This window comes from Bradyrhizobium sp. RT6a (assembly GCF_040547675.1).
Lineage (GTDB): Bacteria > Pseudomonadota > Alphaproteobacteria > Rhizobiales > Xanthobacteraceae > Bradyrhizobium.
In genome coordinates, this window is the sequence record NZ_JBEPQC010000004.1 from 710663 (window position 1) to 733714 (window position 23052).

Annotated in this window: 19 protein-coding genes and 5 pseudogenes; 21 read left to right on the forward strand and 3 right to left on the reverse strand. The window is 61.8% G+C overall.

Translation table 11 applies throughout. From position 1 onward, the window contains the following. The first annotated feature begins 165 nt into the window (after positions 1-165). From sfnG to ABIC03_RS25240, 8 genes are all read left to right on the forward strand, one after another. Positions 166-1266: a dimethylsulfone monooxygenase SfnG gene (sfnG, locus tag ABIC03_RS25205; protein ID WP_283017638.1), complete on the forward strand. Its 1101-nt coding sequence runs from the start codon at positions 166-168 to the stop codon at positions 1264-1266. Positions 1267-1288: 22 nt separating this feature from the next. Beyond that, positions 1289-2206, forward strand: coding sequence for an ABC transporter ATP-binding protein (locus ABIC03_RS25210; RefSeq protein ID WP_354062036.1), 918 nt, complete (start codon positions 1289-1291; stop codon positions 2204-2206). Then, entirely contained in the window at positions 2206-3096 is an 891-nt protein-coding gene (locus tag ABIC03_RS25215; protein ID WP_354061941.1) for a branched-chain amino acid ABC transporter permease, read from the forward strand. The genes ABIC03_RS25210 and ABIC03_RS25215 overlap by 1 nt, the downstream gene beginning before the upstream one ends. 3 nt (positions 3097-3099) lie before the next feature. Continuing rightward, positions 3100-4134, forward strand: coding sequence for a branched-chain amino acid ABC transporter permease (locus ABIC03_RS25220; protein ID WP_283017636.1), 1035 nt, complete (start codon positions 3100-3102; stop codon positions 4132-4134). A 34-nt stretch (positions 4135-4168) separates the two neighbouring features. Further along, positions 4169-5515, forward strand: coding sequence for an ABC transporter substrate-binding protein (locus ABIC03_RS25225; RefSeq protein WP_354061943.1), 1347 nt, complete (start codon positions 4169-4171; stop codon positions 5513-5515). 61 nt (positions 5516-5576) lie between these two features. Next, positions 5577-6362 (forward strand): ABC transporter ATP-binding protein, encoded by a 786-nt coding sequence (locus tag ABIC03_RS25230; RefSeq protein WP_283017634.1) that lies wholly within the window; start codon positions 5577-5579, stop codon positions 6360-6362. 25 nt (positions 6363-6387) lie between these two features. Next, a complete protein-coding gene (locus tag ABIC03_RS25235) occupies positions 6388-7578 on the forward strand; it encodes an acyl-CoA dehydrogenase family protein (RefSeq protein ID WP_283017633.1) in 1191 nt (396 codons plus the stop codon). Between the two features lie 142 nt (positions 7579-7720). Continuing rightward, positions 7721-7990, forward strand: coding sequence for an ArdC-like ssDNA-binding domain-containing protein (locus ABIC03_RS25240; RefSeq protein WP_354061946.1), 270 nt, complete (start codon positions 7721-7723; stop codon positions 7988-7990). Here ABIC03_RS25240 and ABIC03_RS25245 read toward each other — a convergent pair. Then, positions 7896-8294 carry a hypothetical protein gene (locus ABIC03_RS25245; RefSeq protein WP_354062038.1) on the reverse strand — a complete coding sequence of 133 codons (399 nt, stop codon included), beginning with the start codon at positions 8292-8294 and terminating at the stop codon, positions 7896-7898. The two genes, ABIC03_RS25240 and ABIC03_RS25245, sit on opposite strands and share 95 nt — an antisense overlap. A 355-nt stretch (positions 8295-8649) precedes the next feature. Here ABIC03_RS25245 and ABIC03_RS25250 point away from each other — a divergent pair, with 355 nt between their 5' ends. From ABIC03_RS25250 to ABIC03_RS25260, 3 genes and pseudogenes are all read left to right on the forward strand, one after another. Next, the gene (locus ABIC03_RS25250) at positions 8650-8880 is read left to right on the forward strand and encodes a hypothetical protein (protein ID WP_283017631.1); all 231 of its coding nucleotides are present in this window, start codon (positions 8650-8652) and stop codon (positions 8878-8880) included. 47 nt (positions 8881-8927) lie between these two features. Then, entirely contained in the window at positions 8928-9149 is a 222-nt protein-coding gene (locus ABIC03_RS25255; protein WP_354061949.1) for a hypothetical protein, read from the forward strand. Between the two features lie 161 nt (positions 9150-9310). Next, a pseudogene (locus ABIC03_RS25260) lies at positions 9311-9824 on the forward strand (type IV secretory system conjugative DNA transfer family protein); the annotation flags it as partial. Positions 9825-10195: 371 nt separating this feature from the next. Here the strand turns inward: ABIC03_RS25260 and ABIC03_RS25265 are convergent. Further along, positions 10196-11419, reverse strand: coding sequence for an acyl-CoA dehydrogenase family protein (locus tag ABIC03_RS25265; RefSeq protein WP_354061951.1), 1224 nt, complete (start codon positions 11417-11419; stop codon positions 10196-10198). A 513-nt stretch (positions 11420-11932) separates the two neighbouring features. Here ABIC03_RS25265 and ABIC03_RS25270 point away from each other — a divergent pair. From ABIC03_RS25270 to ABIC03_RS25315, 9 genes and pseudogenes are all read left to right on the forward strand, one after another. Further along, positions 11933-13354 (forward strand): LLM class flavin-dependent oxidoreductase, encoded by a 1422-nt coding sequence (locus ABIC03_RS25270; RefSeq protein WP_354061954.1) that lies wholly within the window; start codon positions 11933-11935, stop codon positions 13352-13354. 6 nt (positions 13355-13360) lie between these two features. Further along, positions 13361-14122: an ABC transporter ATP-binding protein gene (locus tag ABIC03_RS25275; RefSeq protein WP_354061956.1), complete on the forward strand. Its 762-nt coding sequence runs from the start codon at positions 13361-13363 to the stop codon at positions 14120-14122. Positions 14123-14129: 7 nt separating this feature from the next. Beyond that, positions 14130-14878 (forward strand): annotated as a pseudogene (locus ABIC03_RS25285) (IS630 family transposase); the annotation flags it as partial. 98 nt (positions 14879-14976) lie between these two features. Then, positions 14977-15141 carry a hypothetical protein gene (locus ABIC03_RS25290; protein WP_283017623.1) on the forward strand — a complete coding sequence of 55 codons (165 nt, stop codon included), beginning with the start codon at positions 14977-14979 and terminating at the stop codon, positions 15139-15141. A 149-nt stretch (positions 15142-15290) separates the two neighbouring features. Next, complete coding sequence (locus ABIC03_RS25295; RefSeq protein ID WP_354061958.1) at positions 15291-16856, forward strand: leucine-rich repeat domain-containing protein; 1566 nt, start codon at positions 15291-15293, stop codon at positions 16854-16856. Further along, entirely contained in the window at positions 16857-17681 is an 825-nt protein-coding gene (locus ABIC03_RS25300; protein WP_354061960.1) for an NEL-type E3 ubiquitin ligase domain-containing protein, read from the forward strand. A gap of 283 nt (positions 17682-17964) precedes the next feature. Next, a pseudogene (locus tag ABIC03_RS25305) lies at positions 17965-18979 on the forward strand (IS110 family RNA-guided transposase); the annotation flags it as partial. A 703-nt stretch (positions 18980-19682) separates the two neighbouring features. Next, positions 19683-20096 (forward strand): annotated as a pseudogene (locus ABIC03_RS25310) (hypothetical protein); the annotation flags it as partial. Between the two features lie 895 nt (positions 20097-20991). Continuing rightward, positions 20992-21627, forward strand: coding sequence for a methyltransferase (locus ABIC03_RS25315; RefSeq protein ID WP_283017621.1), 636 nt, complete (start codon positions 20992-20994; stop codon positions 21625-21627). Between the two features lie 38 nt (positions 21628-21665). Here the strand turns inward: ABIC03_RS25315 and ABIC03_RS25320 are convergent, their stop codons facing one another. Next, on the reverse strand, positions 21666-21944 hold the full coding sequence (locus tag ABIC03_RS25320; protein ID WP_283017620.1) for an HU family DNA-binding protein: 279 nt from the start codon (positions 21942-21944) through the stop codon (positions 21666-21668). A gap of 614 nt (positions 21945-22558) precedes the next feature. Here ABIC03_RS25320 and ABIC03_RS25325 point away from each other — a divergent pair. Further along, positions 22559-22864: pseudogene (locus ABIC03_RS25325) on the forward strand (multicopper oxidase domain-containing protein); the annotation flags it as partial. Positions 22865-23052 lie beyond the last annotated feature (188 nt).

Sequence of the window (23052 nt, forward strand, 5' to 3'; positions counted from 1 at the left end):
GCCAGCGCGGATCAGAACTGATCGCGCCAACCTTTCACTCATTCAAATCTCACCGACGGCTCGTATGCGCCGCGTCGTCACCCGCTGGTGCAAGCGCAGCGTGAATGCCTCGTGCTGCCTGCGTCACATCCGTCTCCAAATCCAAACCCTCAGAGGAAAATTCCCATGACCACCAACCATGATCAGATCAAATTCGCCTATTGGGTGCCGAACGTCTCCGGTGGCCTCGTGATCAGCAAGATCGAGCAGCGCACCGGATGGGACATCGACTACAACCGACGGCTCGCGCAGATCGCGGAGCAGGCGGGGTTCGACTATGCCCTGAGTCAGATCCGCTTTACGGCCGGCTACGGCGCAGAATTTCAGCACGAGCCGGTCGCCTTCAGCCACGCGCTGCTCGCAGCGACAACGAAGCTGAAGGTGATCGCGGCGCTGCTGCCTGGACCGTGGAATCCCGCGGTTGCCGCCAAGCAGATCGCGACAATCAGCCAGCTCACCGAGGGGCGCGTCGCCGTCATGATCGTCAGCGGCTGGTTCCGCGGCGAGTTCACCGCAATCGGCGAGCCCTGGCTCGACCACGACGAGCGCTACCGGCGCTCAGAGGAGTTCATCCGGGCGTTGCGCGGGATCTGGACGCAGGACAACTTCACCTTCCGCGGCGATTTCTATCGTTTCACGGATTACACGCTGAAGCCGAAGCCCGCCGAGCCGCTGCCCGAGGTCTTCCAGGGCGGCAGCTCGCGCGCGGCGCGCGACATGGCGGCGCGGGTGTCGGACTGGTACTTAACCAACGGCAACTCGGTCGAGGAGATCAAGAAGCAGGTCGACGACATCAGGGCCAAGGCTAAGGCCAACAATCATTCGGTCCGGATCGCAGTCAATGCGTTCGCGATCGCGCGCGACAGCGAGGCCGAGGCGCGCACCGTCCTGAACGAGATCATCGCCAACGCGGATCCGGAGGCCGTCAACGCCTTCGGTCACGAGGTCAAGAACGCCGGCAAGGCCTCGCCGGAAGGCCAGGGCAATTGGGCGACATCGAGCTTCGAGGATCTCGTCCAGTACAATGACGGCTTCAAGACCAACCTGATCGGCACGCCGGAGCAGATCGCCGAGCGCATCGTCGCGCTTAAGGAGGTCGGGGTCGACCTCGTGCTGCTCGGCTTCCTGCATTTCCAGGAGGAGGTCGAATATTTCGGCCGCCGCGTCATTCCGCTGGTCCGCGCGCTGGAAGCGAATGCGCCGCTGCACGTCCAGGCGGCCGAGTGATCAGGGAAAGATTGGCGTGACGATGATCGCAGCAAGCGCGAGCGTGCTTCCACTGGATGGCGCCCTTGTGGAGCCGGCGCTCTCCCCGCCCTTGGCCGGGCGAGCCGGTACGCGGGACCGGTTGCTCGCGCCGCGAGGCGATGACGCCGCACGGCCGGTGCTTGCGCTTGCGGACATCTCGCTCTCGTTCGGCGGCGTCGCCGCGCTGCGCGACATCGAGCTCGAGGTCGCGCAAGGCGAGATCCGCGCGGTGATCGGGCCCAACGGGGCCGGCAAGAGCTCGCTGCTCAATGTCATCAGCGGGCTCTACCGGCCCGACCGGGGCCGGGTGTGGCTCGGCGAGTATTCCTTCGCCCATGTGCCGACGGCGCGGCTGGCGCAGCATGGCGTGGCGCGGACGTTCCAGAATCTGGCAGTGTTCAAGGGCCTTTCCGTGCTCGACAACGTCCTGATGGGGCTGGCGCACCGCGTCCGTGCCGGCTTTCTGCGCCAGATCGCCGGCTCGCCGCTGGCGCGGCGGATCGAGGCGGAAAATCTTGCCGCCGCTGAAGACGTCATCGGCTTCCTGCACCTCGGCGAGGTGCGCGATCGCGCCGCCGGTTCCTTGCCTTACGGTTTGCAGAAGCGCGTCGAGCTGGCGCGCGCGCTGGTCGCGCGGCCGGCGCTGCTGTTGCTCGACGAACCGTTCGCCGGCGTCACTCTTGGCGAGAAGCAAGAACTGGCCGCGCATGTGCGCAACGCGCGCGACAGCTATGGCGCCACCATCATCTTGATCGAGCACGACATCGGCATCGTCATGGGGCTGTCCGATCGCGTCGCGGTGTTCGACTACGGCCGCAAGATCGCCGACGGAACGCCCGACCAGGTCAGGGCCGACCAGGCGGTGGTCGACGCCTATCTTGGCGTCGCACATCAGGACGAGACGGAGCTCGCCCTCTGATGTTCGACTATCAATTCCTGGTCGAAGTGTTGGTCGGCGGCCTGCTGTCGGGCGTGATGTATTCGCTGGTCGCGATCGGCTTCGTGGTGATCTACAAGACCTCGGGCGTGCTCAACTTCGCGCAAGGGGCGATGCTGCTGTTCGCCGCGCTGACGTTCGTCAGCCTGGTCGAGCGCGGCATCGTGTTTCCACTGGCGCTGCTGGCGACGCTGGCAATCATGGTCGCGCTCGGCGTCGCCATCGAGCGCACGGTGCTGCGGCCGCTGGTCAACCAGCCGCCGATCACCCTGTTCATGGCAACGCTTGGGCTGTCCTATGTGATTGAGGGCGCGGCACAGCTGCTCTGGGGCACCCAGGTCCACGGTCTGGACATCGGTGTCAGCGACGTTCCGCTCGACATCGCCGGCGTCTTCATCAGCCGGTTCGATCTGTTCGCGGCGGCGGTTGCGGGCAGTCTGGTGACGTTGTTTGCGCTGTTCTTCCGCTTCACGCGGACCGGGCTGTCGTTCCGCGCCGTCGCCGACGACCCCTTCGCTGCGCTTGCGGTCGGCCTGCGCCTGCCGCGCGTCTGGGCCATCGTATGGACGGTCGCCGGCATCGTGGCCCTGGTTGCCGGTCTGTTGTGGGGCGCGCGTCTCGGCGTGCAGTTCTCGCTGTCGCTGGTGGTGCTGAAGGCGTTGCCGGTGCTCGTGCTCGGCGGCTTCGATTCGATTGCGGGTGCGATCGTCGGCGGACTGTTGATCGGCGCGATCGAGAAGCTCGCGGAGGTCTATGTCGGTCCGTTTTTCGGCGGCGGCATCGAGGCCTGGGCAGCCTATGTCGTGGCGCTGGCGTTCCTGCTGGTACGGCCGTCGGGGCTGTTCGGGCAGAAGCTGATCGAGAGGGTCTAGGACATGAGCGCAGCCTCAACATCACGGCGGACCTCGTCCGCCACCGAACGCATCCTAATCGGCGTTGCCGCGGTGATCGCATTCGGCGTGATTCCGCTGGCCGGTTCGGATTATCTAATGGACGCGGTGCTCACGCCGTTTCTCGCGCTTGCGCTCGCCGCGGTCGGGCTCAACCTCCTCACCGGCTATGCGGGGCAGGTGTCGCTCGGTTCGGCGGCGTTCCTCGCGGTCGGCGCCTACGCCGCCTACAATCTTCATCTCCGCATTCCCGCGCTGCCGCTGTTACTCGACCTGGTGCTGGCCGGCCTCGTCGCGGCGGCCATCGGCATCGTGTTCGGGCTGCCGAGCCTGCGGCTGCGCGGGTTCTATCTCGCGGTCTCGACGCTCGCCGCGCAGTTCTTCGTGCAATGGGCGCTGACCAAGTTCAGCTGGTTCTCCAACGACAACCCGTCGGGCGTGATCGACGCGCCGACGATCAACATCGCCGGCTATGCCTTAACCAGCGCCGCGGGACGCTATCTGTTCTCGCTCTCCGTCGTGACTGTGGCGACGTTCATGACATTGCGGCTGCTGCAATCGCAGACCGGCCGCAACTTCATCGCCGTCCGCGATCACGAGGTCGCCGCCAAGGTCATCGGCGTGCCGCTGCTTCGGACCAAGCTCTCGGCGTTCGGAGTGTCCTCGTTCCTGATCGGCGTCGCCGGAGTGCTGTGGGCCTTCGCCTATCTGCGCACGGTCGAGCCGGCCGGGTTCAATCTCGACCGCTCGTTCCAGATCCTCTTCATCATCATCATCGGCGGATTGGCGTCGCTGCGCGGCGCGTTCCTCGGCGCGGCCTTCATCGTGGTGTTCCCGTTGATCCTGTCGCGGCTCGGGGTCGCGCTGCTCGGCGGCGTGTTCGATTCCGGCGTGCTCGAGATGAGCCAGCGCATCGTGATCGGTGCGCTGATCATCGCATTCCTGATCGCCGAGCCGCGCGGACTGATTGCGCTGTGGGACCGCTTTCGCGCAGCGGTGCGCCGGGCGGCCACAGCATGACGCTTCCCACGACTGACAAATGAAGGAGCAGACGATGACGAGACTACGACACTTGGAGTTTGCGAAGTTGAAGTTCGTTCTTGGTGTGGCGGGCGCGCTGGCTTTGGCCGGCGCGCCGGCGGCGAGCGCGGACGAGCAGTTTTTCCCGCTGCAAAGCTACCGGGTGGGCCCATATGCCGCCGGCGGCACCGGCTTCTTCGGCGGCTTCATCGACTATCTGAACCTGATCAACATCCGCGACGGCGGCGTCAACGGCGTCAAGCTGACCTGGGACGAGGGCGAGACCCAGTACGAGGTCGAACGCGGCGTCGAGGTCTATGAGCGTCTGAAGAACCGGCGCGGCGTCGCAGCCTGGAATCCACTGTCGGTCGGCATCGCATACGCCATGATCGACCGCATCACCAAGGACAAGGTGCCGTTGATCACCATCAACCATGGCCGTACCGATTCGACCGATGGACGCGTCTTCCCCTACGTCTTCCCGCTGCTGCTCAATCCCTACAGCGAAACCTCGGGCATCGTGAACTACATCGCAGGCCGCGAAGGCGGCGTCGACAAGCTCAAGGACAGGAAGATCGTTGTGCTCTATCACGGCTCGCCCTACGGCAAGGAGACGATCCCGATCTACAAGCTGCTCGCCGACAAGTATCATTTCAGCGTTGAGCAGATCGAGGTGCCGCATCCCGGCAACGAGCAGCAGTCGCAATGGCTCTCGATCCGCCGCGCCAAGCCCGACTATGTGGTGCTGCGCGGCTGGGGCGTGATGAACCCGGTGGCGTTGAAGACGGCGCAGAAGGTCGGTTTCCCGGCCGACCACATCATCGGCAACGTCTGGTCCAACTCGGAAGAGGACGTGATCCCCGCAGGCGACGCCGCCAAGGGCTACGTCGCGATCACCACCCAGGCCTCCGGTGCCGAATATCCGGTGCTGCAGGAGGTGATCAAGACGGTCTATGGCGCCGGCAAGGGTAATCTCGACGACAAGAAGCGGATCGGCAGCGTCTATCACAACCTCGGCATCGTGAACGGCATCCTCAATGTCGAGGCTGTCAGGATCGCGCAGGCCAAGTTCGGCAAGCGCACGCTGACGGGCGACGAGGTGCGCTGGGGCTTCGAGCATCTGCAACTCGATCCGGCACGGGTCGAAGCGCTCGGCGCCAAGGGCCTGTTCCATTCGATCAACGTCACCTGGGACAATCACGAGGGCGACGGCCGGGTCACGTTCCAGCAGTGGGACGGCGCGAAATGGAAGGTGGTTTCGGACTGGATCGCGCCGGATTGGGCGTCCCTGCGGCCCATCATCGAGAAATCCGCGGTCGCCTATGCCCAAGAGCACGGCATCAAGGTCCGCACCTCCGGCGACGACCCGGTCAGCCAGTAACCGAACGCCCGGCTGCGGGAGCCCTGAATCTCCTGCAGCCGGCAATCTCACGGACCGAACCATGAGCGAAGTCCTGCTTTCAGTCGAAGGCCTGGCCGCGACTTATAATCACGCTATCCACGCCGTCAGCGACGTGTCGCTTGCGGTGCGGCCGGGCGAGATCGTGGCCGTGCTCGGTGCCAATGGCGCCGGCAAATCGACCACCTTGCAGGCGGTGTCGGCGCTGCTGCCCGCCCGCCGCGGCCAGATCACCGCTGGTAGCATCGTTTTCGATGGCCGCGATCTCGCCGCTGCATCGGCCGCCACGCTGGTGCGCGAGGGCATCGTGCCGGTGCTCGAAGGGCGGCACTGCTTCGCGTCGCTGACGGTCGAGGAAAATCTCGTCACCGGCGCAATTGGACGTGATGCGACACGCGCCGAGACAGCTGATGATCTCGAGCGCGTCTACACGCTGTTTCCGCGGCTGAAGGAGCGGCGCCGCTCGCTGGCCGGACTGACCTCGGGCGGCGAGCAGCAGATGACGGCGATCGGGCGCGCCCTGATGTCGCGGCCGCGGCTGCTGGTGCTGGACGAGCCGTCGATGGGGCTGGCGCCGTTGGTGGTCGAGGGGATTTTTCGCGCGCTCAAGCAGCTCAATGCCGAGCAGGGCCTGTCGATCCTGATCGCAGAGCAGAACTCGACGGTTGCGCTGCGCTTTGCCGACCACGCCGTCGTGCTCGAGGGTGGCCGCAGCGTGCTCACCGGTGCGGCTGCCGAGCTGCGGCGGCGCGGTGACATCAAGACGCTTTATCTCGGCGGATCGTCGCAAGGCGACCCGAACGGACAGCCGATCCAAGCTGTCGCTTGACATCAACCCGGACAGGAGAACGATCATGGCCAAAGACAATCTCGCCCGCAACGACGACGTCTACGCAAGGCTCGACGCGGCGATTGGCGCCACGGTGAAGGTGAATGCCGACCGCAACGACAAGGAGAGCCGCTTCCCACGGGAAAACCTCCGCGCGCTATCGGATGCCGGCTGGACCGGCGTGCTGAACGAGGTGCAGCACGGCGGCCTCGGCCTCGGCCATGTCGACTTCGCCGAGGCCGCCTATCGCATCGGGCAGGCCGATGCCTCGACTGGCCTCGTCTATGTGATGCATGTCGGCGCGGCCCAGACCATCAACCTGTTCGGCAGCACCGACCAGAAGGAGCGTTGGCTGAAGTCGAACAATGGCGGCCTGCTCGGCACCTATTCGACCAGCGAACGCGCCACCGGCGGGCACTGGTGGTACAACCTCTCCGAAGCCTCACGCGACGGCGAGGACTATCTGGTCAATGCCGAGAAGTCGTTCACCACGAGCTCGGGCCAGGCCGATTATTACGTGGTGCAGACGCGCACGCCCGGCGCGAAGGACCAGGCCGACATCGTGTTCTTCATCGTCGATGGCAAGGCTGATGGCATCGAGTCACGGCCGTGGGATGCGCTCGGCGTGCGGGCCAATCATTCGGGTCCGATCCGCTACAGCAATGTGAAAGTGCCGCAGCGCGACCGGCTCGGCGCCGAAGGCCAGGGCAAAGAGATCATCTATGACGGCGTATCGCCGGTCTATCTGATCGGGCTCGGTGCTGTCTGGGAAGGCGTGGCGCGCGGGGCGCTGAACGCGGCGGTCGCGCACACTACGAGCTTCGTGCACAAGGACAAGAACAAGAGCCTGTCCGATTACCAGGCGATCCGGCAGGAGCTCGGCGCCGCCAAGGTGCTGGTCGAGACCTTGCGGCCTTGGCGCAACGAGCTGGCCGGCAAGCTCGACGATCTGTGGCGCGCGGGCAAGCCGCAGAGCGAAATCCTGATTCCCCTGACCGAGTTCAAGGTGCATGCCGCCGAGGTCGCCAACAAGGTCGCAGCCGCGGCGCTGACCGTGACCGGCGGCTATGGCTACCATCGCGGTCCGATCGAGCGTTCCTTTCGCGACGCGCGTGCGGCGATCGCGATGGGTCCCTCCAACGTGATCGCGCGGGACTGGATCGGCAAGGCGCTGGTCGGCCTGCCGCTGGAGTTGTTCTATGAGGGGGGAGAGTAAGGCGAATGTCGCGGACGGCCAACATTTGGTCGCGCCGAAGATTGTGGCGATCCCTTGAGCATCGCCGCAATTCCACTTGTCGTCTGCTCCTCCCAGCTAGTTACTCTTCATTGGGTCGCACGACATGAAATGAGAAAAAGGCATGCGGATTAGCTGGCGCGCTTCGCTTACGTCCGGCCCGCACCACCCCGACGTCTTCCGGCCTGTGACGGCCAACCCCCGGTCATTGACGCTGGCCTGGCTCCGGTTGCATGCGCATCCGGGCAACGAGGAGAGGCGGATGATAGCCGATGCCCATCAGAATATCACGGATCAGATCATTCAGATGTTTGAGCAAGGCGTGAAGCCTTGGCGTCAGCCCTATCGCTCAGCTTTCGCATGTAGTACCCCTGCTTCCGAACGGTCGACTTGATCTCCTCGCTGACGCTCGTGACCCGCCGTTTTTTCCACCATTTACCGAACGCACTTGCGGGAAGGGAAGCTCCCTTCTCGACGACCAAAAATTTATGCCGATCGTTCAGATATAGATCGAACATTTGCTCTCCATCTGGAGGACTGGATCTCGCCGTGAGCCAGACGGCGCGAAGCATGCAGCAGCCGAACGAGCGGTGGCCAACCCATCCGCGCTGCTTGTTCGCTTTTTGATCGGGGGAATGCAGCCGAAGGCAAGAGTGCATTTCGAAAATCATCACAGGCCGGCCGCTGTAATCGGTCAACTCTCATCTAACCGGCGACGGAGCGTGTCGGTGGCTTCCGCAAGTTGAGTAAACGCTGCGGTTTGCCGAACGCGGAATCGCTCTGACAGACGGCTCGACCGATAACCGTTAACGATCCGCTTGGTCTCATCAAAAGCCTCCAGGGTGCTATTGCAGGACGGGCAGTGATACTTGCCCTTCTGCCCTGGCTCAGACCACAACTCTAGTCGATAAAAACCGGCGCCGCCCCCGGGGCACGTTACGTCGCTCGTCCTCATGACCCGCTCACGCTGAACGCTGTCATAACACCTTAACATGAGTGAGTTCGCGATGGTCAGGGAAAATCAGGCCACCTCCGAATTCGCCTTATCAAGCCGTGCGCGCCGTCGACGATCGACCGGGCCACTCGGCCTACAACGTGATCATTGATATCGCAGATCCGATCGCCCATGCCCCGCTGGGGGATGCCCGAGTCGCGGTCGTCGACGGGTTCTTGTCTGACTGCGACAAGTCGGTGGAGACAGTGGCAAACGCCATTTTTCCTGCCGGCCTTTACCGCCGTATGGCGCACCTGCCTTTTTCGATATTTTCCGCGACAATGTCCTGAAGAAGGTTCGGCGAAGCGAACGCTGGTCGGGTTACTATTTCGAGCGCATGATTCAATATCCGGTGGCCGAGGGTGAGGCGCCCAATCAGCTCTGGGATATCGTCGAACGCCTGAAAAACGAGGACGTGCGGGCCTTAAACAAGTTCGAGTTGTCCCTGTTCGATCCGGCCAGGGATGTCGATAATTCGCCTTCTGGCGGACAGTGCCTCAGTTTTATGAGCTTCAAGGTCATACCGGGTATGGAAAAGCCGCTCGATCACGTTTCTTAGCTCCTGGTCTGGACTTGTGTCCTCCCAGTCGCTCGCCCAGAGGTCAGCTCCGAGCACGTTTCACCCCGACCCGCCGATCGCTACAGTTTTATATGCGCGCGATTGCGATATCCCGGCGCTGTGGGTTGCGCGCAGCTCTTGGATGCGTCCAGATCTCCACCATGTCCGCGACAAAGATCTTTTGGCATCAGGTTATCCTGCTCTGTCTCGTCGTACTCGTCTTCCTGTAGGCGGTAACCGAATGGACGGCTTGGCGACTGGCGTTTCAGTCGCAGCTTGGCTCCCCATGGTTTTGGCTTGGGCATTGGCTGGTTTACAAGCTGGCAGCCTTCTTCGTCTGGTGGTTCAAGTTCGACGCATATTCGCCCATGATCTTTTTCGAGGGAGCCGCCATTGCCGCAAGTGGTGGCATTGCAGCCATCACGCTGGCAATGATGCTCTCAGACTTCAGGGCTCATGAGGCAAGGGACGTGACCATCTACGGCTCAGCGCGCTGGGCTGACGCGCGAGGTCAGGCGCGCAGGGCTCTTGGGACCTGATGGTGTTGTGCTTGGACGTTTTGAAGGTCGCTATCTACGCCATAATGGCCCCGAGCATGTGCTCTGCTTTGCACCGACTCCGTCGGGCAAGGGGGGCAGCCTCGTGATACCAACTCTTTTGACCTGGCCGGATTCCTTCGGAAAATAAGCTTCTCTCCAAGCCAACGCGCCCCGATCACGCTACCCGGTGCTGGTCCCGCTATCATAAAGATCCTCGACGACCTCGGCATGGTATTCCAGAGATTTGCCGAAATAGACAGCCGTCCCCCGTCGGAGGCACATCGTTGCGCAGCGACGCCCGGTCTCGATCGCTGTAAATGATGACGTCAAATCCGGCATTGACAAGGCCAAGCCCGGCGGTTGTCCCGGCAAGACCTGCTCCGATGATCGCGACTTTGCGTTTGGTGTTGGACACGTGGCTCTCCTGAAGGAAGAATGACGCGGCGCCGAAGGCGGGATCTGGACGTGCCTCGTCTCGACGCGTGAAGCTCGCGAGAAAGTGGAGTGCTAGTCGCCCTGTTGTCCTGTCTGACGAACGCCAGCACTCCAGGCATATGGAAGTGTCTCGCCATTCAACTCGTACGCACCGATTGCGCGGAGCTTGAAGATCGCGGGGTTGTGGGAAGCGATGGTACGTGCGTTACGCCAGTGCCGATCGATGGCGAGCTTCTCCGAGCTGAGAGAGGCGCCGCCTACTTCGAAAAGCGTGGTCACGGCGTCGAGCACGAGCTTGATGACGGTCACCTGCGCCTGCGCCGCCGCAAGTTCGGAGGCATCGAGCCGCTGAGGGTCCTGGTGGGCACCATCAAGCGTTCGCGCGAGCTCGTCGACCGCGGCGAGGACCGTTGCCCGTGCACCAAAGGCCGCGCTGAAGAGCTGACCGATGACCTGCTGTACCAGGGGATCGTTGCGTGGCAGGTCAGCGACAGCATGGGTGAACGTGCGGGTTCGCGCCTTGATCCAGTCAGTCGTATCCGCCGCGGCACGTTTCGCAATCCCCGCGAGCGTGGCGAGCAGGATCAGCTGAACGTGGGCCGTTCCAAACACCCGGCCTTCCGTTCCATAGCCGGGACCGATGATCCGGTCCTGGGTGACCGTGACATTCTTGAACGTCGCCGTGCCGCTTGCCGTGAGCCGCTGGCCGAAGCCGTCCCAGTCGTCCTCAACATTGACGCCAGGCTGGCTGGTGTCGACAAGGACGGTTATTCGTTTGCCGTCCCGGTCGGCCGCGACAAGCAGGTGATCGGCGTAAAGTGTGCCAGTCGTGTAATACTTCAGCCCGTCGAGCCGCAGCGCGGCTCCTTCCGATGTGACGGCGGTCCGGTAGCGATCGACCGCACCAAGGCCGGGCTCGGTAACGGCGACGCCGACGAGCGCGCCGTTCGCGATGGCTCTGAGCCACCGCGCCTTGACTGCCTCATCCTTGTTCAGCTGCAAGTCCTCGACCAGGTTGAAGTGTGCCCGTAACGCCTGTGGCAGGTTGGAATCCGCGGCCGCAAGCTCGATAAGGAGGTCGAACGTCTGGCGGAGCGTGGCGCCGAGCCCTCCGAACTCGATCGGCACACGCAGCGCTCCGAAGCTAGCCTCCTTCAACAGTCTGATCTCCTCGATCGGCAGCGTCCGGCTTCGTTCGCGCGCCACCGCACCTGCCGCGATCGTCTCAAAGACCGGAGCGAAGCGCTTGTGAAGTTCGTCATCGCTGATGCTCGGTCTGCCTGGGTGAATGGTCATCGCGCTGCGTCCGCTCGTTCTTTGAGTCCTTGGATGGACAGAGGTTGTTGCCTCGCAGAATAGTCCGCTCTCCTACGAGAGCCAGACTGTATTTTTGTTTGGTTAGAACACGATCGTTTGGAGCGGAACATCGCACGAAGAAAAATCTGCTGCGCGATCCTGCCTGTCGATGTTTCGAGAAATGAGGTCAACGCCGCTTGCAGAAGATCGCGATGCTCGCAATCGCCTCCAACTCGAAAGGACTGTTCTCCGAGGTGCGATATATGCGGCGAATCGTGTCGAGACGCGATCGGATCGAAGCTAATTGTTGCCTTGGACCGCATCGAGTGTGCTGCATGACCAGAGCTTGTGGCAGCGAATGAGACTGGGCCAAGAGCTGGTTTCTCATCTCGCAACGAGATGCGACGAAAGATGCGTCTCGAAAACGACCGATAAACGCGATGGACGATCGACTGCGTCTTGTGGCGAGATGGCTGCGTGGATGAACGCGGGCGACGCGACGGAGACGTGTGAATGGTGCGACAGATTCGGTTCAATGCGTTCGACATGAATTGTGTCGGCCATCAGTCTCCCGGCGTCTGGGCGCACCCGCGCGACCGTTCCTACAAGTACAAGGACCTCGACTATTGGCAGGATCTCGGGCGAACGCTGGAGCGGGGAGTCTTCGACGGCATCTTTATTGCCGATGTCATCGGGTATTATGACGTCTACAAGAACTCGCTATCCCACGCGCTTGAGCAGGCGGCACAAATCCCCGTCAACGATCCGTTGCAGCTCGTGGCCCCAATCGCGCTTGCAACCGAGCATCTCGGTATCGGCATCACCGCATCGACGTCGTTCGAGCATCCCTATACTTTCGCGCGCAGGCTCTCGACTGCGGATCACCACAGCAAGGGACGCCTCGGCTGGAACATCGTGACCTCTTATCTGGAGAGCGGGGCCAAGAACATCGGCCAGGGCGGGTTGCGCCGCCACGACAATCGCTACGAGGTGGCGGCCGAATATGTCGAGGTTCTCTACAAATTGCTGGAGGGCAGCTGGGAGGAGGGGGCCGTCCTGCGTGATGCCGGGAAGCGCATATTCACCGATCCTTCGAAAGTCCACGAGATCGAGCACAGGGGAAAATACTTTGAGGTGCCGGGCTATCATCTCTGCGAGCCGTCTCCGCAGCGGTCGCCGGTCCTCTACCAGGCCGGTGCGTCTGGGGCCGGCAAAGCCTTTGCGGCGGAACACGCTGAATGCGTGTTCGTCGCCGCCCCGATCAAGCCGGTTCTGAAATCCTATGTGGCGGAGGTGCGCCGGCTCGCGGCCGAAGCCGGCCGCGATCCACGCAAGATCCTGACCTACAATCTGGTCACGGTGATCGTCGATGAAACCGACGCGAAAACAGAGGCGAAGTTCAGGGAGTATCAGCAATACGCCTCCTATGACGGCGCGCTGGTGTTCATGTCCGGCTGGAGCGGCATCGATTTCGGACGGTACGCGCCGACCGATCTGGTCAAAAAGGTCGAGACGAATGCGATCGTTTCCCTCGTGGATCATCTCGCGGGTGGCAGCAAGGCCTGGACCATCGAGGAGCTGGCGCGCTGGGGCGGCATCGGCGGACTTGGTCCGGTGTTTGTCGGTTCGGCGTCGACGGTGGCCGATATCCTGCAGGAGTGGGTGGAGGAGACCGACGTTGACGGCTTCAACCTCGCTTACGCGGTGACGCCGGAGACCTTCGAAGACGTGGTCAACCTGCTGGTTCCGGAGCTACAGAAGCGCGGTGTCTATCCGACCAGCTATCGTCCCGGGACCCTGCGGGAGAAGCTGTTCGGAGAAGGGCCGTATCTGCCGTCGAGTCATCCGGCTGCAGCGTATCGCGACATCCAGGCGGTGAAGCGCCGCGCGGGCGAGGCGACGGTCGCGGCTCCGCGCCAGACCGTCGAAGCGTGATGCGCGATGGCAGAGCCCATTCTGCAGTTGCGTGACGTCTCGCTGTCGTTCAAGGCGCTGAATGCACTCAGCTTCGATGTAGAGCGAGGCGAGATCTGCGCGCTGATCGGTCCCAACGGGGCCGGGAAGAGCTCGCTGTTGAATATCATCAACGGCGTCTATCGCGCCGACAGCGGAAGCGTCAGCTTCGACGGTGAAGGCTTCGTACGCATCCGCCCCGCGCGCGCCGCGCATCTCGGGATTGGTCGGACTTTCCAGCACAATGCGCTGTTCAGGCATCTTAGCGTACTCGACAACGTGCTGGCCGGGCTCATCAGGCATAGCCGCACGACTCTGATCGAACACGCCTTTGGCCTCGGTCGCGACCGTAGCGAAACACGTGCGTTCGGCCGACGTGCGGACGAGATCATTGGTTTCCTGGATCTTGCCAGGCATCGCGACAGGGTTGTGTCGACGCTTCCTTACGGTGTGCAAAAGCGGGTTGATCTTGCCCGCGCGCTAGTTGGCCGGCCGAGCCTTCTGTTGCTCGACGAGCCCATGGCCGGGATGAACCAGGACGAGAAGCGCGAAATGAGCAGCTTCGTCCTGGAAGCAAACCGGTCCTTCCGAACCACGGTTGTGCTGATAGAGCTCGATATGAGCGTGGTGATGGGCCTCTCCCATCACGTCGTCGTGTTGGACTACGGCCGGATGGTCGGCGACGGCACCCCGGAACAGGTGCGCAGGAATCCGGACGTGATCGCGGCCTATCTGGGCACGGTGCATTGAGGTCCAGATGAGCTTCTTCGTCGAAACCGTCGTCGGCGGCCTTTTGGCAGGCGTGATGTACTCGCTGGTCGCGATCGGGTTCGTCCTGATCTACAAGGCCTCGGGCGTGTTCAATTTCGCGCAGGGTTCGATGGTGCTGTGCGCGGGCCTGACCTTCGTGACCTTGCGCGACAGGGGGATCGATTTCTGGCTGGCGGGGCTGATCAAGATCGACTTCGTGGTTCGCAAGTCCTGGTGCGAGTGCAACGACCCGCACTTCACGGCCAAAGCCGCCGATGTTGTCGGCCTCTACGTCGCCCCGCCCGCGAAGGCCATTGTGCTATGCGTGGACGAAAAGCCTTCGACCCAGGCCTTGGAGCGAGCGCAGGGTTATCTGAAGTTGCCCAATGGCCGCACCTTGACCGGTCAGAGCCACGACTACAAGCGGCATGGCACGACAACGCTGTTTGCGGCACTCGAGGTTGCACCGGAAAGATCATCGCGACGCATTCAAAACGGCGGCGTCGTGTCGAGTTCCTCGACTTCATGAACAGCGTCACCTCGGCTTTTCCGGACCGCCAGCTTCACGTCATCCTCGACAATTTCAACACCCATAAGAAGAACGACCACTGGCTCAAGGCCCATCCCAATGTGAAATTTCATTTCACGCCGACAAGCGCGTCCTGGCTCAATCAGGTCGAGGTTTGGTTCTCGATCTTGCAGGGGCAGTCGCTCAGCGGCTCCTTCACAAGCCTCAAACAACTCGAGCAGCACATCTGGCCTTGCCCCCCCGGCAACGCCGATTGACAATCCGGAAACTCTCAAAGCGTGTCGACCTCGTCTCTCAATCGATATCGAAGGCCGTGGAGACGGTCATGGACCGCATCACCAAGCTCGAGGAAGAGACTGACGTCTCGAACTCGCCGTCGTTCGGAAGCGGGAAGCAGCAGGAGAGCGACAGATTCGACGACGAGGCATTGAGAGCCTGTTTCTTCCGCTTCACAAAGATGACCGTTTGGGCAAAAGATCGAAACGGATAACCTTTGCCTGGGCGGTTCTGCCTACGACCCTTACGTGGAACGGATTTGATGCCAATTTCTCGTCAGCTTCTCGAAAGCCAAGCATCTTACCAAGAATGTGTTTATCCGTGTCCGGCGTTAGCTGCTCAGATCTGTCGAAGGAGAGTGGGGTGGATCCGTTCAACAATCTCGACCAATTCGAGGGCCCAGATGTCGAGTGGACGTATTACGACGGGCCAGAACAGCAGCAGGCGGACCAAGCGGGGTTTCAGCAGCACCTGAATGCGAATCCTTTGAGAATGCCGGACGAGGATCGTGTCGGGCAAGGCACCTCGCGGTGGCTCTCGGATCCGCCTGCCTACTCTGAACAAGGGCTCAATCAGCATATGCTTTTTGCGGCGGCGGATCGCGCTGGCCAGTTGCCAGCCGGCAATTTCGGTCTATCGGATTGTTGGCACGGCATGGATGCAGCTGCCGATTGGCTGACGCATAGTGTCGATCAGGAGGAGCGATCGTGGGCGGAGGTCGGTGACGTGGTGCCGGAGTGGCCAACGACCTCCGAAATTCCTTGGGAGCAAAATCTCGGGGCATCGATCCTCGGCCGAGAGCCCCGGCCGGGCGATGGCAATACTTCAAGAGGAGGCCGCCGGCTCACCCCAGCCGCGGCGCAGAGGACCGAAGCCTTGTACGGCACGCGGGCCTCAGGCCCTGCAAGCCTTCCGACGGACCTTGAAGACCCCGTCCTCAGGCAATCGCGGCTTGACCAGATCTTGGACACCTGGGCCGGCGAGGAGGGGCAGACGGAAGACGAGGACCGGCAAGAGGCGGTAAGACGAATCCGTGCCTGGGGAGAGGCCGGCGACGGCTATGTAGGGCTGGAGCTGTTAAATCTAGGCCTGACGACATTGCCCGCCGCCCTTCCGCCGGGGCTCCAGTCGCTCAACGTGAGCGACAACGAGCTGGTGCGCTTGCCTGACACCCTCCCGTCCCGACTCCGAACGCTCGACGCCAGCGGCAACCGGTTGACCAGCCTGCCCGACACCCTGCCGACGGGACTCCAGTCACTCGCCATCGGCAGCAACCGACTGACCAGCTTGCCCGAAACCCTTCCGGAGGGCCTTTTGACACTCGCCGTCTTCAACAGCCGGCTGACCAGCCTGCCAGACACTCTGCCAGCCGGGCTCCAGGACCTTGATGTCCGCGGCAACCTGCTGACCAGCCTGCCCAACGCCCTCCCGACCGGACTTCAGTTGCTCGCTGTCGGCGGCAATAGGCTGACCAGCCTACCCGACACCCTCCCGCCCGAACTCCAAGAGCTCGAAGCCGATGGCAACCGGCTGACCAGCCTGCCCGACACTCTCCCCGCCGAGCTCCAGTTGCTCTTCGCGCGCGAGAACCACCTGAACAGCCTGCCCGAGACCCTCCCACCTGAGCTCCAGAGACTCCACGTCAGCGGCAATAGGCTGACCAGCTTGCCCGAGACCCTCCCGGCCGAGCTCCAGGTGCTCGAGGCAGGCGACAATCGGCTGACCAGCCTGCCGGAGACCCTGCTAACCCGGCTAGGTTCTGAGTGCATGGTTCACGTGGAGGATAATCCGCTGCCCGAGCAGGTGCGGACGAATTTGGCGGGAGCCCTGAATACCCTGAGCTATGCCGGCCCGCGGGTCTTCTTCTCGATGGGCGGGGGGACGGCGGTGGGTCAGGAACGGCCGCTGGCCGAGGTGGTAGCGGACTAGATGGAGGCCGAGCCGGAGGCGATCGCCGCCTGGCAGAACTTCGCCGACGAGGCGGGTGCCTCGGAATACGCGCTCTTCCTCGACAGGCTGCGGGAGACCGTGAATTATGACAATCCCCATTTCCAGCAGGTCGTGGCCGAGGATCTGCGGCAGGCAGCGATTAGGCCGCAATTGCGCCAGCAGTATTTTCAGCTGGCCTTCGGGGCGAGCGAGAGCTGCCAGGATCGCATCACCCTGACCTGGAACGGCATGCAGACCGCACGCCTGAACGCCGATGTCGAGGACGGGGCCTATGACGATCGGCTCGGCGAACTCATCCAGCAGGCCCGGGTCCTGTTCCGCCTGAACGCGCTCGAGCCGATTGCCCGTCAGAAGGTCGGCTCGCTCCAGTTCGTCGACGAGATCGAAGTCTATCTCGCCTATCAGGTCAAGCTACGTGAGCGGCTTGACCTGCAGCTCGTCGCTCCGGACATGCGGTTCTTTGATGTCGCCTACGTTACTGAGCACGACCTCACCGCAGCCGAGACGCAGGTGCGGAATGAGGAGGCGGCGGGATTCGCCGACTATCTGGCAACTCGCTGGCAACCCTGGGAGACGGTGGTGAGCCGGATCGCCCCCGAAGCCCATGCAGAGATGCAGGACCGGCTCGCCGAGGCGATGGACGGGGAGTTCCAGAGCCGCCTCGACCAACGGCTCGCCGATCATGACCTGACCGGCAGCGATGCTGAGTTGCAGTTCGGAGCCCAGATTCGCGAGGAGATCGCCCGCGAGATCAAGGGCGCTCTAACGCGCCAGGTGCTCGGGGACCACGCGGTTGAGCTGTGAAGCGGCCTATTGCGAGCCTTGGCGACCCCATCGTGGATGATCAGCCGGTCCATCAGCTGCATCTTGCCGTAAGTATCGATCACATCTGCGGTCTCCGTGATGTTGGGGAGGTAATCGAGCAATGACGGCTCCTTCAGACTGACATCGAAGGAGAGCGCCTTGCCATGCATGTCAATCGGCGTTGGAAGTTTGCAAACGATGACGTAATTGCGGTCGGCGCTCGTGGCAGACAACCTCGCGTTATCGTTGAGCCCTCGCAATAAAATGATGCGAAGGAGCTCCCATGAAGCAGTACGTCGGGCTGGACGTCTCACAGAGAGAAACCGCTGTGTGCGTTGTCAACGAGACTGGTCAAGTAATCTTCGAAGGAAAAGCCAAGTCTAATCCTGGTGCCTTTGACTGACCTGCTTAGCAAACATGCGCCTCATGCCGAGCGTATCGGCTTCGAGACCGGTGCGATGGCAAGTTGGCTATGGCATGAACTCCGCAGGATTCAGCTTCCGGCGGTCTGCATCGACGCTCGGCATGCGCACGCAGCTTTGTCGGTCCGAATGAACAAGAGCGATCAGAATGATGCGCGAGGCCTTGCCGAACTGGTGCGGGTTGGATGGTATCGAGAGGTCAAAGTCAAAAGTGAGGAAAGCCAGAAGATCCGAGCGATCCTTGTCGCCAGATCTCGGCTAGTGTCCATGCGCCGAGACATCGAGAACCAGGTTCGCAGCTTGATCAAGGAATGTGGATTGCTATTCCCTCGCGCGATCGGCCAACAGTTCCGCAACCAGGTCAGCGAACTCTTGGGCGTCGATCATTTGCTTCTCAGCGTGATATCGCCGCTGCTCTCGATCCATGAGAACGTTTGTCAGCAACAAGGTAAGTTCGACAACGAGGTCCGCCGGTTGGCAAAGCTGGACGAGACGACGCGTCGCCTGATGACGGTCCCGGGGGTCGGTGTCGTGACGGCCCTAACGTTCCGCCACACGATCGATGACCCCTCGCGCTTCCGATCGGCTTCGACGGTCGGCGCCTACCTAGGCCTTACGCCGAGGCGCAGCCAATCCGGCGAAACCGACACCAACGGAAAGATATCTCGATGGGGCGACCGGCTTCTCCGAACTTACTTGTTCGAGGCCGCTACTGTCCTTCTTTATCGAACCAAAAAGTGGTCTTCCCTAAAGGCCTGGGGCATGAAGCTCGCCAAGCGGATCGGCATGAAGAAGGCAAAGGTCGCCATCGCCCGAAAGATCGCCGTGATTCTCCACTGCATCTGGGGCGATGGCACATCGTTCGACTGGGGCCAGCGAAGCCAATCTGATATTTGCTCGCAACTTCCTGGTTTGGTCCGCCGGACTGGCGATGTCCCGCTGGGACGGTGGTCGCGGTGACCTCGTTCAATCGGCTGGTGGCAGTTCGCCCGCACTCCGCTGCAAACGTTGAGGCGCCCGATCCGGACATCATCATGAGGCGCTCGCGACCTCGGAAAGGACCATGACCCCAGCTACGACATCAAGCCAACCCGCTGAAGCCGCCAACGACATCGATTGCCAATCCCGCTAGGCAATCGTCTCGCCATCCGCGATCGCTCCGTCTCCGCAACCTGACCAGCTCCGACGGAGCAATCGCTACCGGCGTGTCACTGGAGAGAGGAAGAATGGTAGCTTGAACCGCAATTAAAGGGCCGATTGACAATGAGCCGCGTGCAGATCGCGGCGCAGGACGTCGCTGGTCGTCCTGCTTCCCTCGGCGGCGGAGAGGACCGCCCCACGGCCTTCTGAGAGGGCGATCGGGCGGCAAGCGGCCCGGACAGACAACCTCCTGGGCCAACTATTTTCCGTCGGCGGCAGAGCCGCCTTTACATCGCGAGGCAAAATAGTCGGCCCCCTTCGGTCCTCCGCCAAGGCTCCGGCCCTCCGCTGCGCTGCGGGTGCAAGTCCGTTCCGCCCGCCGCCTTCGTCGCCATGAAGGCCGCGATGGGCGCGGTCGATCCGACGAGAGAAATCCGCAATGACCACCGACTACGACGACGATTTCGAGCCGCACCAAAGCTTATCCCCGACCGACCAGGTCCTCCAGGAACTCCAGCTTTATGGCTACCGTCCCTTCCACGATGAGCCCGATCCTCGGCGGCTCCCTGAGGCGCGAGTCCTCGCCGGCAGCATCGCCGACATTTTCGATGCCTTGGTGGTGGCGCTGTCCGATACCCGTCTTGAGCCCGACCTCGAAGACCTGCTCTGGTCGACGCCGAACGTCTTCCATCGTGCCGTCGACAGGATCGAGCGCGAGCTCGACGACAACGAGCTGGCCCAGCGGCGCTCGCAGCGGGAGCAGGACGGCAGCGAGATCAAATCCGTCGAGCTGGAGCGGCTGACGGCGGAAGGGCAGACGCTGATCGAGCGACGCAACGCCTTCGAGCTGCTGGGTTGATCGTGTTGAATCGGTCCATGGCCAGTCCGCTGGCATCGCTCCCTCATTCTCTCGTTACTCATGTTAGCTTTCCAAAACCTGACGTGACCGAGCGGAAGGGGAGAATGAATGATGGCCGGCAGGTGTCTTCTCCAAGGCCGCTACAAAGAGTGTCTTCAACTGGAGAGTTGGGCTGCAATGCCTGATGTGCTGCTGCGCTAATGGTCGCGATCGTAGACCATCAAATCTCGGTCGCGGTGATCACTTCGCTATGATCGCGACGACCGGTATGGTCGGCGACCTTTCGATTGGTCGGAGGTCGGTACGGGGGCGACGTATCGCTCGCTCTTTCAAATCAACTAGATGTCCATTTCGGCGGCATCAGAACCGTGAATGAGCGCACGCTTGTGGGTTACTGACTAGCTTTCGTAGGAATGTTAATTTTTAATGCAGCTCGCAATTTCTGCTTTCTGGTCGACTGCCGCGAGAGTCGCGAACGTGTACCAAATCGGCTATGAGTGTTCGGTTTCTGACACCGGTGCCGACACGCTGGGGCGGCAGAACAGCTCAGGGCTTACCGGCAGCCGCTCTTTAAGGAAAATCAGCAGCCGAGCGCGTATTGAATGCTGATGGCACGGCCGTTGCTATTGAGAGGCAACGATAGCTTGTGAAGGACGATGGCATTCAGACACGCAAAGACAAACGATGCTCCCATTCCCATAGACCGGCATGCCCTGCACAGAGCGCCGAGCGTGCGGAAGCTGCCGTACTCGCTCAATAGAGCGATCCATTGATCGGATGGGGCGACGATGAGGCAAAGCAGCTGCCGAGCCCGCTACAAAATTGGAGAGTTGAAATGACCGCCCCCCTAACCATATCGGCGCGGTGCCAAACGACCGATGTGGACGCAATGATCGCTGATCTGCGGTCATGCGAACATCCGCACGATGTGGAAGTGTGCGGTATGCTCTTGCACATTCTCCCCGGCGTGCTGTCGCCACGCCTAAGTCACGCTCCCGATGTCTTGATATCGAAGTGGCACATCGAATCTGGAGCAACAGTGCTAGATCTGGGATGCGGATCAGGTGTGTTGGGGCTGGCAGCACTCCGCGCTGGAGCAGAACGCCTAGTGGCTCTCGATATTAATCCGCAAGCCGTTCTCACCACAAAGCTAAACATCGAGCAGTTAGGTTATTCCGAGCGCGCAGAAGCGCGCCACAGTGACATCTATTCTGCGCTGCAGCCTAAGGAAAAATTCGACCTTATTCTTTTTGCTGCCCCGTATTGGAACCGAAAAGCACAGGACGACCTGGAGCGCTCTTGCTTTGACGAAGATCATAGAGTCATGGCCTCAGCTCTAGGGGGAGCACGTGTCTGGCTCAATGCGAATGGCCGAATGTATGTCGTCTTTTCTGATCAGGGAGATATTGGGCGCGTCGTGAACTTGATTGATGACAGTAAGCTGCGCGTTAGAAATATGCATATTTTCCGACCATCGATTCATGGAGGGCACATCCGGATCATCTGGGAGCTCACGGTTCGGTGAAGCCTACCAACAAGGGTCCCGGCCTTGCGCCCCTGCCTTTAGGCGTTCAGCGCTTCCTTGAGGGCCTTGGCCGGTGCGAACGTCAGTTTCTTCGATGCCGCGATCTTGATCGCCGCGCCAGTCGAGGGATTGCGGCCTTCGCGCTCCGGGGTGTGCTTCACCTTGAACTTGCCAAAGCCCGGCACATTGGTTTCAGCATCGCTCGCCGCTGCATCGGCGATAGACTTGAAGACACCGTCCACGATGGCCTTGGCTTGCGCCTTTGGCAGATTGTACGCCTTGGCGATCTCGTCGGCGATTTCAGCTGCGGTGGTCATGGTGTGACGTTCCTCGGGGATGTCGGTTGCAATCGGCTGCGCGCAGCCTCGGCGGTCTCAGCATAGAGGAGCGCATCGCGGCCACGTCAAGACGCGGCCTGGCCGCTTGCGCGAATTATCCCAAAAATTCGGCTTAGGTCGGCAGCTTTCGCGAACGGGTCTGGCACGCAAGCCGGCGATTGGCTGCATTCTTCTGGGTGATGGCCGGAGCGAGCTCGTCATAATTAGCGCGGCTCTTTTGTAGCGCGCGCTTGGCATCGGCGAGTTCGATTTCAACGGCCAATCCAAAATGTCTTGCAGTGGCGGACTTTCGAACTCACTGAAAACGAAAAACCCCGGCATGAAAGCCGGGGCCCCGTGATGCCACGGCGTACATCCGGCCGCGACGATCAGCCGACAGATTGCATTTGGTTCTTGAAGAAAATGTGACCTTCGCGGCCGTCGCTTTTGAATGTCACGCCAATCAATCGATGATCACACACTGTTCCCTCCGAGCGTTCGCCCTGCTCCGGTATAAGATATCCGTGTCGCAAAGGGAATTCGTGAGGTTACAGTTACGTCGGGCCCGCCTGCGTCGCCGGTACCGCGTCACGTATGGAATCGTCCAGATGCCGATGCCTTCACCGACCTCGTATACAATATCTGCTACCGTCTGCACGGTTGCCGTCAGGCCTACACGAACCTACGGCTATTCATCGCCGATCCTCGGTCCGGTCCTCCGACTGCGGCGTGGAGATCGCGTGCAAATGATCGTCCACAACGCGGTCCATTTCCCGACCACCGTCCATTGGCATGGCCTGCTGGTGCCGGGGCATTCGGACGGCGGGCCGCAGCAGGGGATCAACCCCGGCGAGACATGGCGACCGGTCCTCGCGGTTGACCAACCTGCAGCGACACTTTGGTACCATCCTCACCCGCATCACGACACGGTTCGGCAAATCTATCTCGGTCTGGCGGGGCTCGTCATTGTCGACGACGGCGACGATCACGGCTTGCCGTCCGTTCTGGTCGATCCAATGGCGATGGACCCGAGCGTCGCGGTTCAACGCCGGCAATTCGTTCTCAATAACGGCATATGCGAACAGCGGACACGGATGAGCGAACATCC

Coding starts and splice junctions, on each gene's coding strand:
- sfnG (WP_283017638.1), top strand. CDS start 166: ATGACCACCAACCATGATCAGATCAAATTCGCCTATTGGGTGCCGAAC.
- ABIC03_RS25210 (WP_354062036.1), top strand. CDS start 1,289: ATGATCGCAGCAAGCGCGAGCGTGCTTCCACTGGATGGCGCCCTTGTG.
- ABIC03_RS25215 (WP_354061941.1), top strand. CDS start 2,206: ATGTTCGACTATCAATTCCTGGTCGAAGTGTTGGTCGGCGGCCTGCTG.
- ABIC03_RS25220 (WP_283017636.1), top strand. CDS start 3,100: ATGAGCGCAGCCTCAACATCACGGCGGACCTCGTCCGCCACCGAACGC.
- ABIC03_RS25225 (WP_354061943.1), top strand. CDS start 4,169: ATGACGAGACTACGACACTTGGAGTTTGCGAAGTTGAAGTTCGTTCTT.
- ABIC03_RS25230 (WP_283017634.1), top strand. CDS start 5,577: ATGAGCGAAGTCCTGCTTTCAGTCGAAGGCCTGGCCGCGACTTATAAT.
- ABIC03_RS25235 (WP_283017633.1), top strand. CDS start 6,388: ATGGCCAAAGACAATCTCGCCCGCAACGACGACGTCTACGCAAGGCTC.
- ABIC03_RS25240 (WP_354061946.1), top strand. CDS start 7,721: ATGCGGATTAGCTGGCGCGCTTCGCTTACGTCCGGCCCGCACCACCCC.
- ABIC03_RS25255 (WP_354061949.1), top strand. CDS start 8,928: ATGATTCAATATCCGGTGGCCGAGGGTGAGGCGCCCAATCAGCTCTGG.
- ABIC03_RS25265 (WP_354061951.1), bottom strand. CDS start 11,419: ATGACCATTCACCCAGGCAGACCGAGCATCAGCGATGACGAACTTCAC.
- ABIC03_RS25270 (WP_354061954.1), top strand. CDS start 11,933: ATGGTGCGACAGATTCGGTTCAATGCGTTCGACATGAATTGTGTCGGC.
- ABIC03_RS25275 (WP_354061956.1), top strand. CDS start 13,361: ATGGCAGAGCCCATTCTGCAGTTGCGTGACGTCTCGCTGTCGTTCAAG.
- ABIC03_RS25290 (WP_283017623.1), top strand. CDS start 14,977: ATGGACCGCATCACCAAGCTCGAGGAAGAGACTGACGTCTCGAACTCG.
- ABIC03_RS25300 (WP_354061960.1), top strand. CDS start 16,857: ATGGAGGCCGAGCCGGAGGCGATCGCCGCCTGGCAGAACTTCGCCGAC.
- ABIC03_RS25315 (WP_283017621.1), top strand. CDS start 20,992: ATGATCGCTGATCTGCGGTCATGCGAACATCCGCACGATGTGGAAGTG.
- ABIC03_RS25320 (WP_283017620.1), bottom strand. CDS start 21,944: ATGACCACCGCAGCTGAAATCGCCGACGAGATCGCCAAGGCGTACAAT.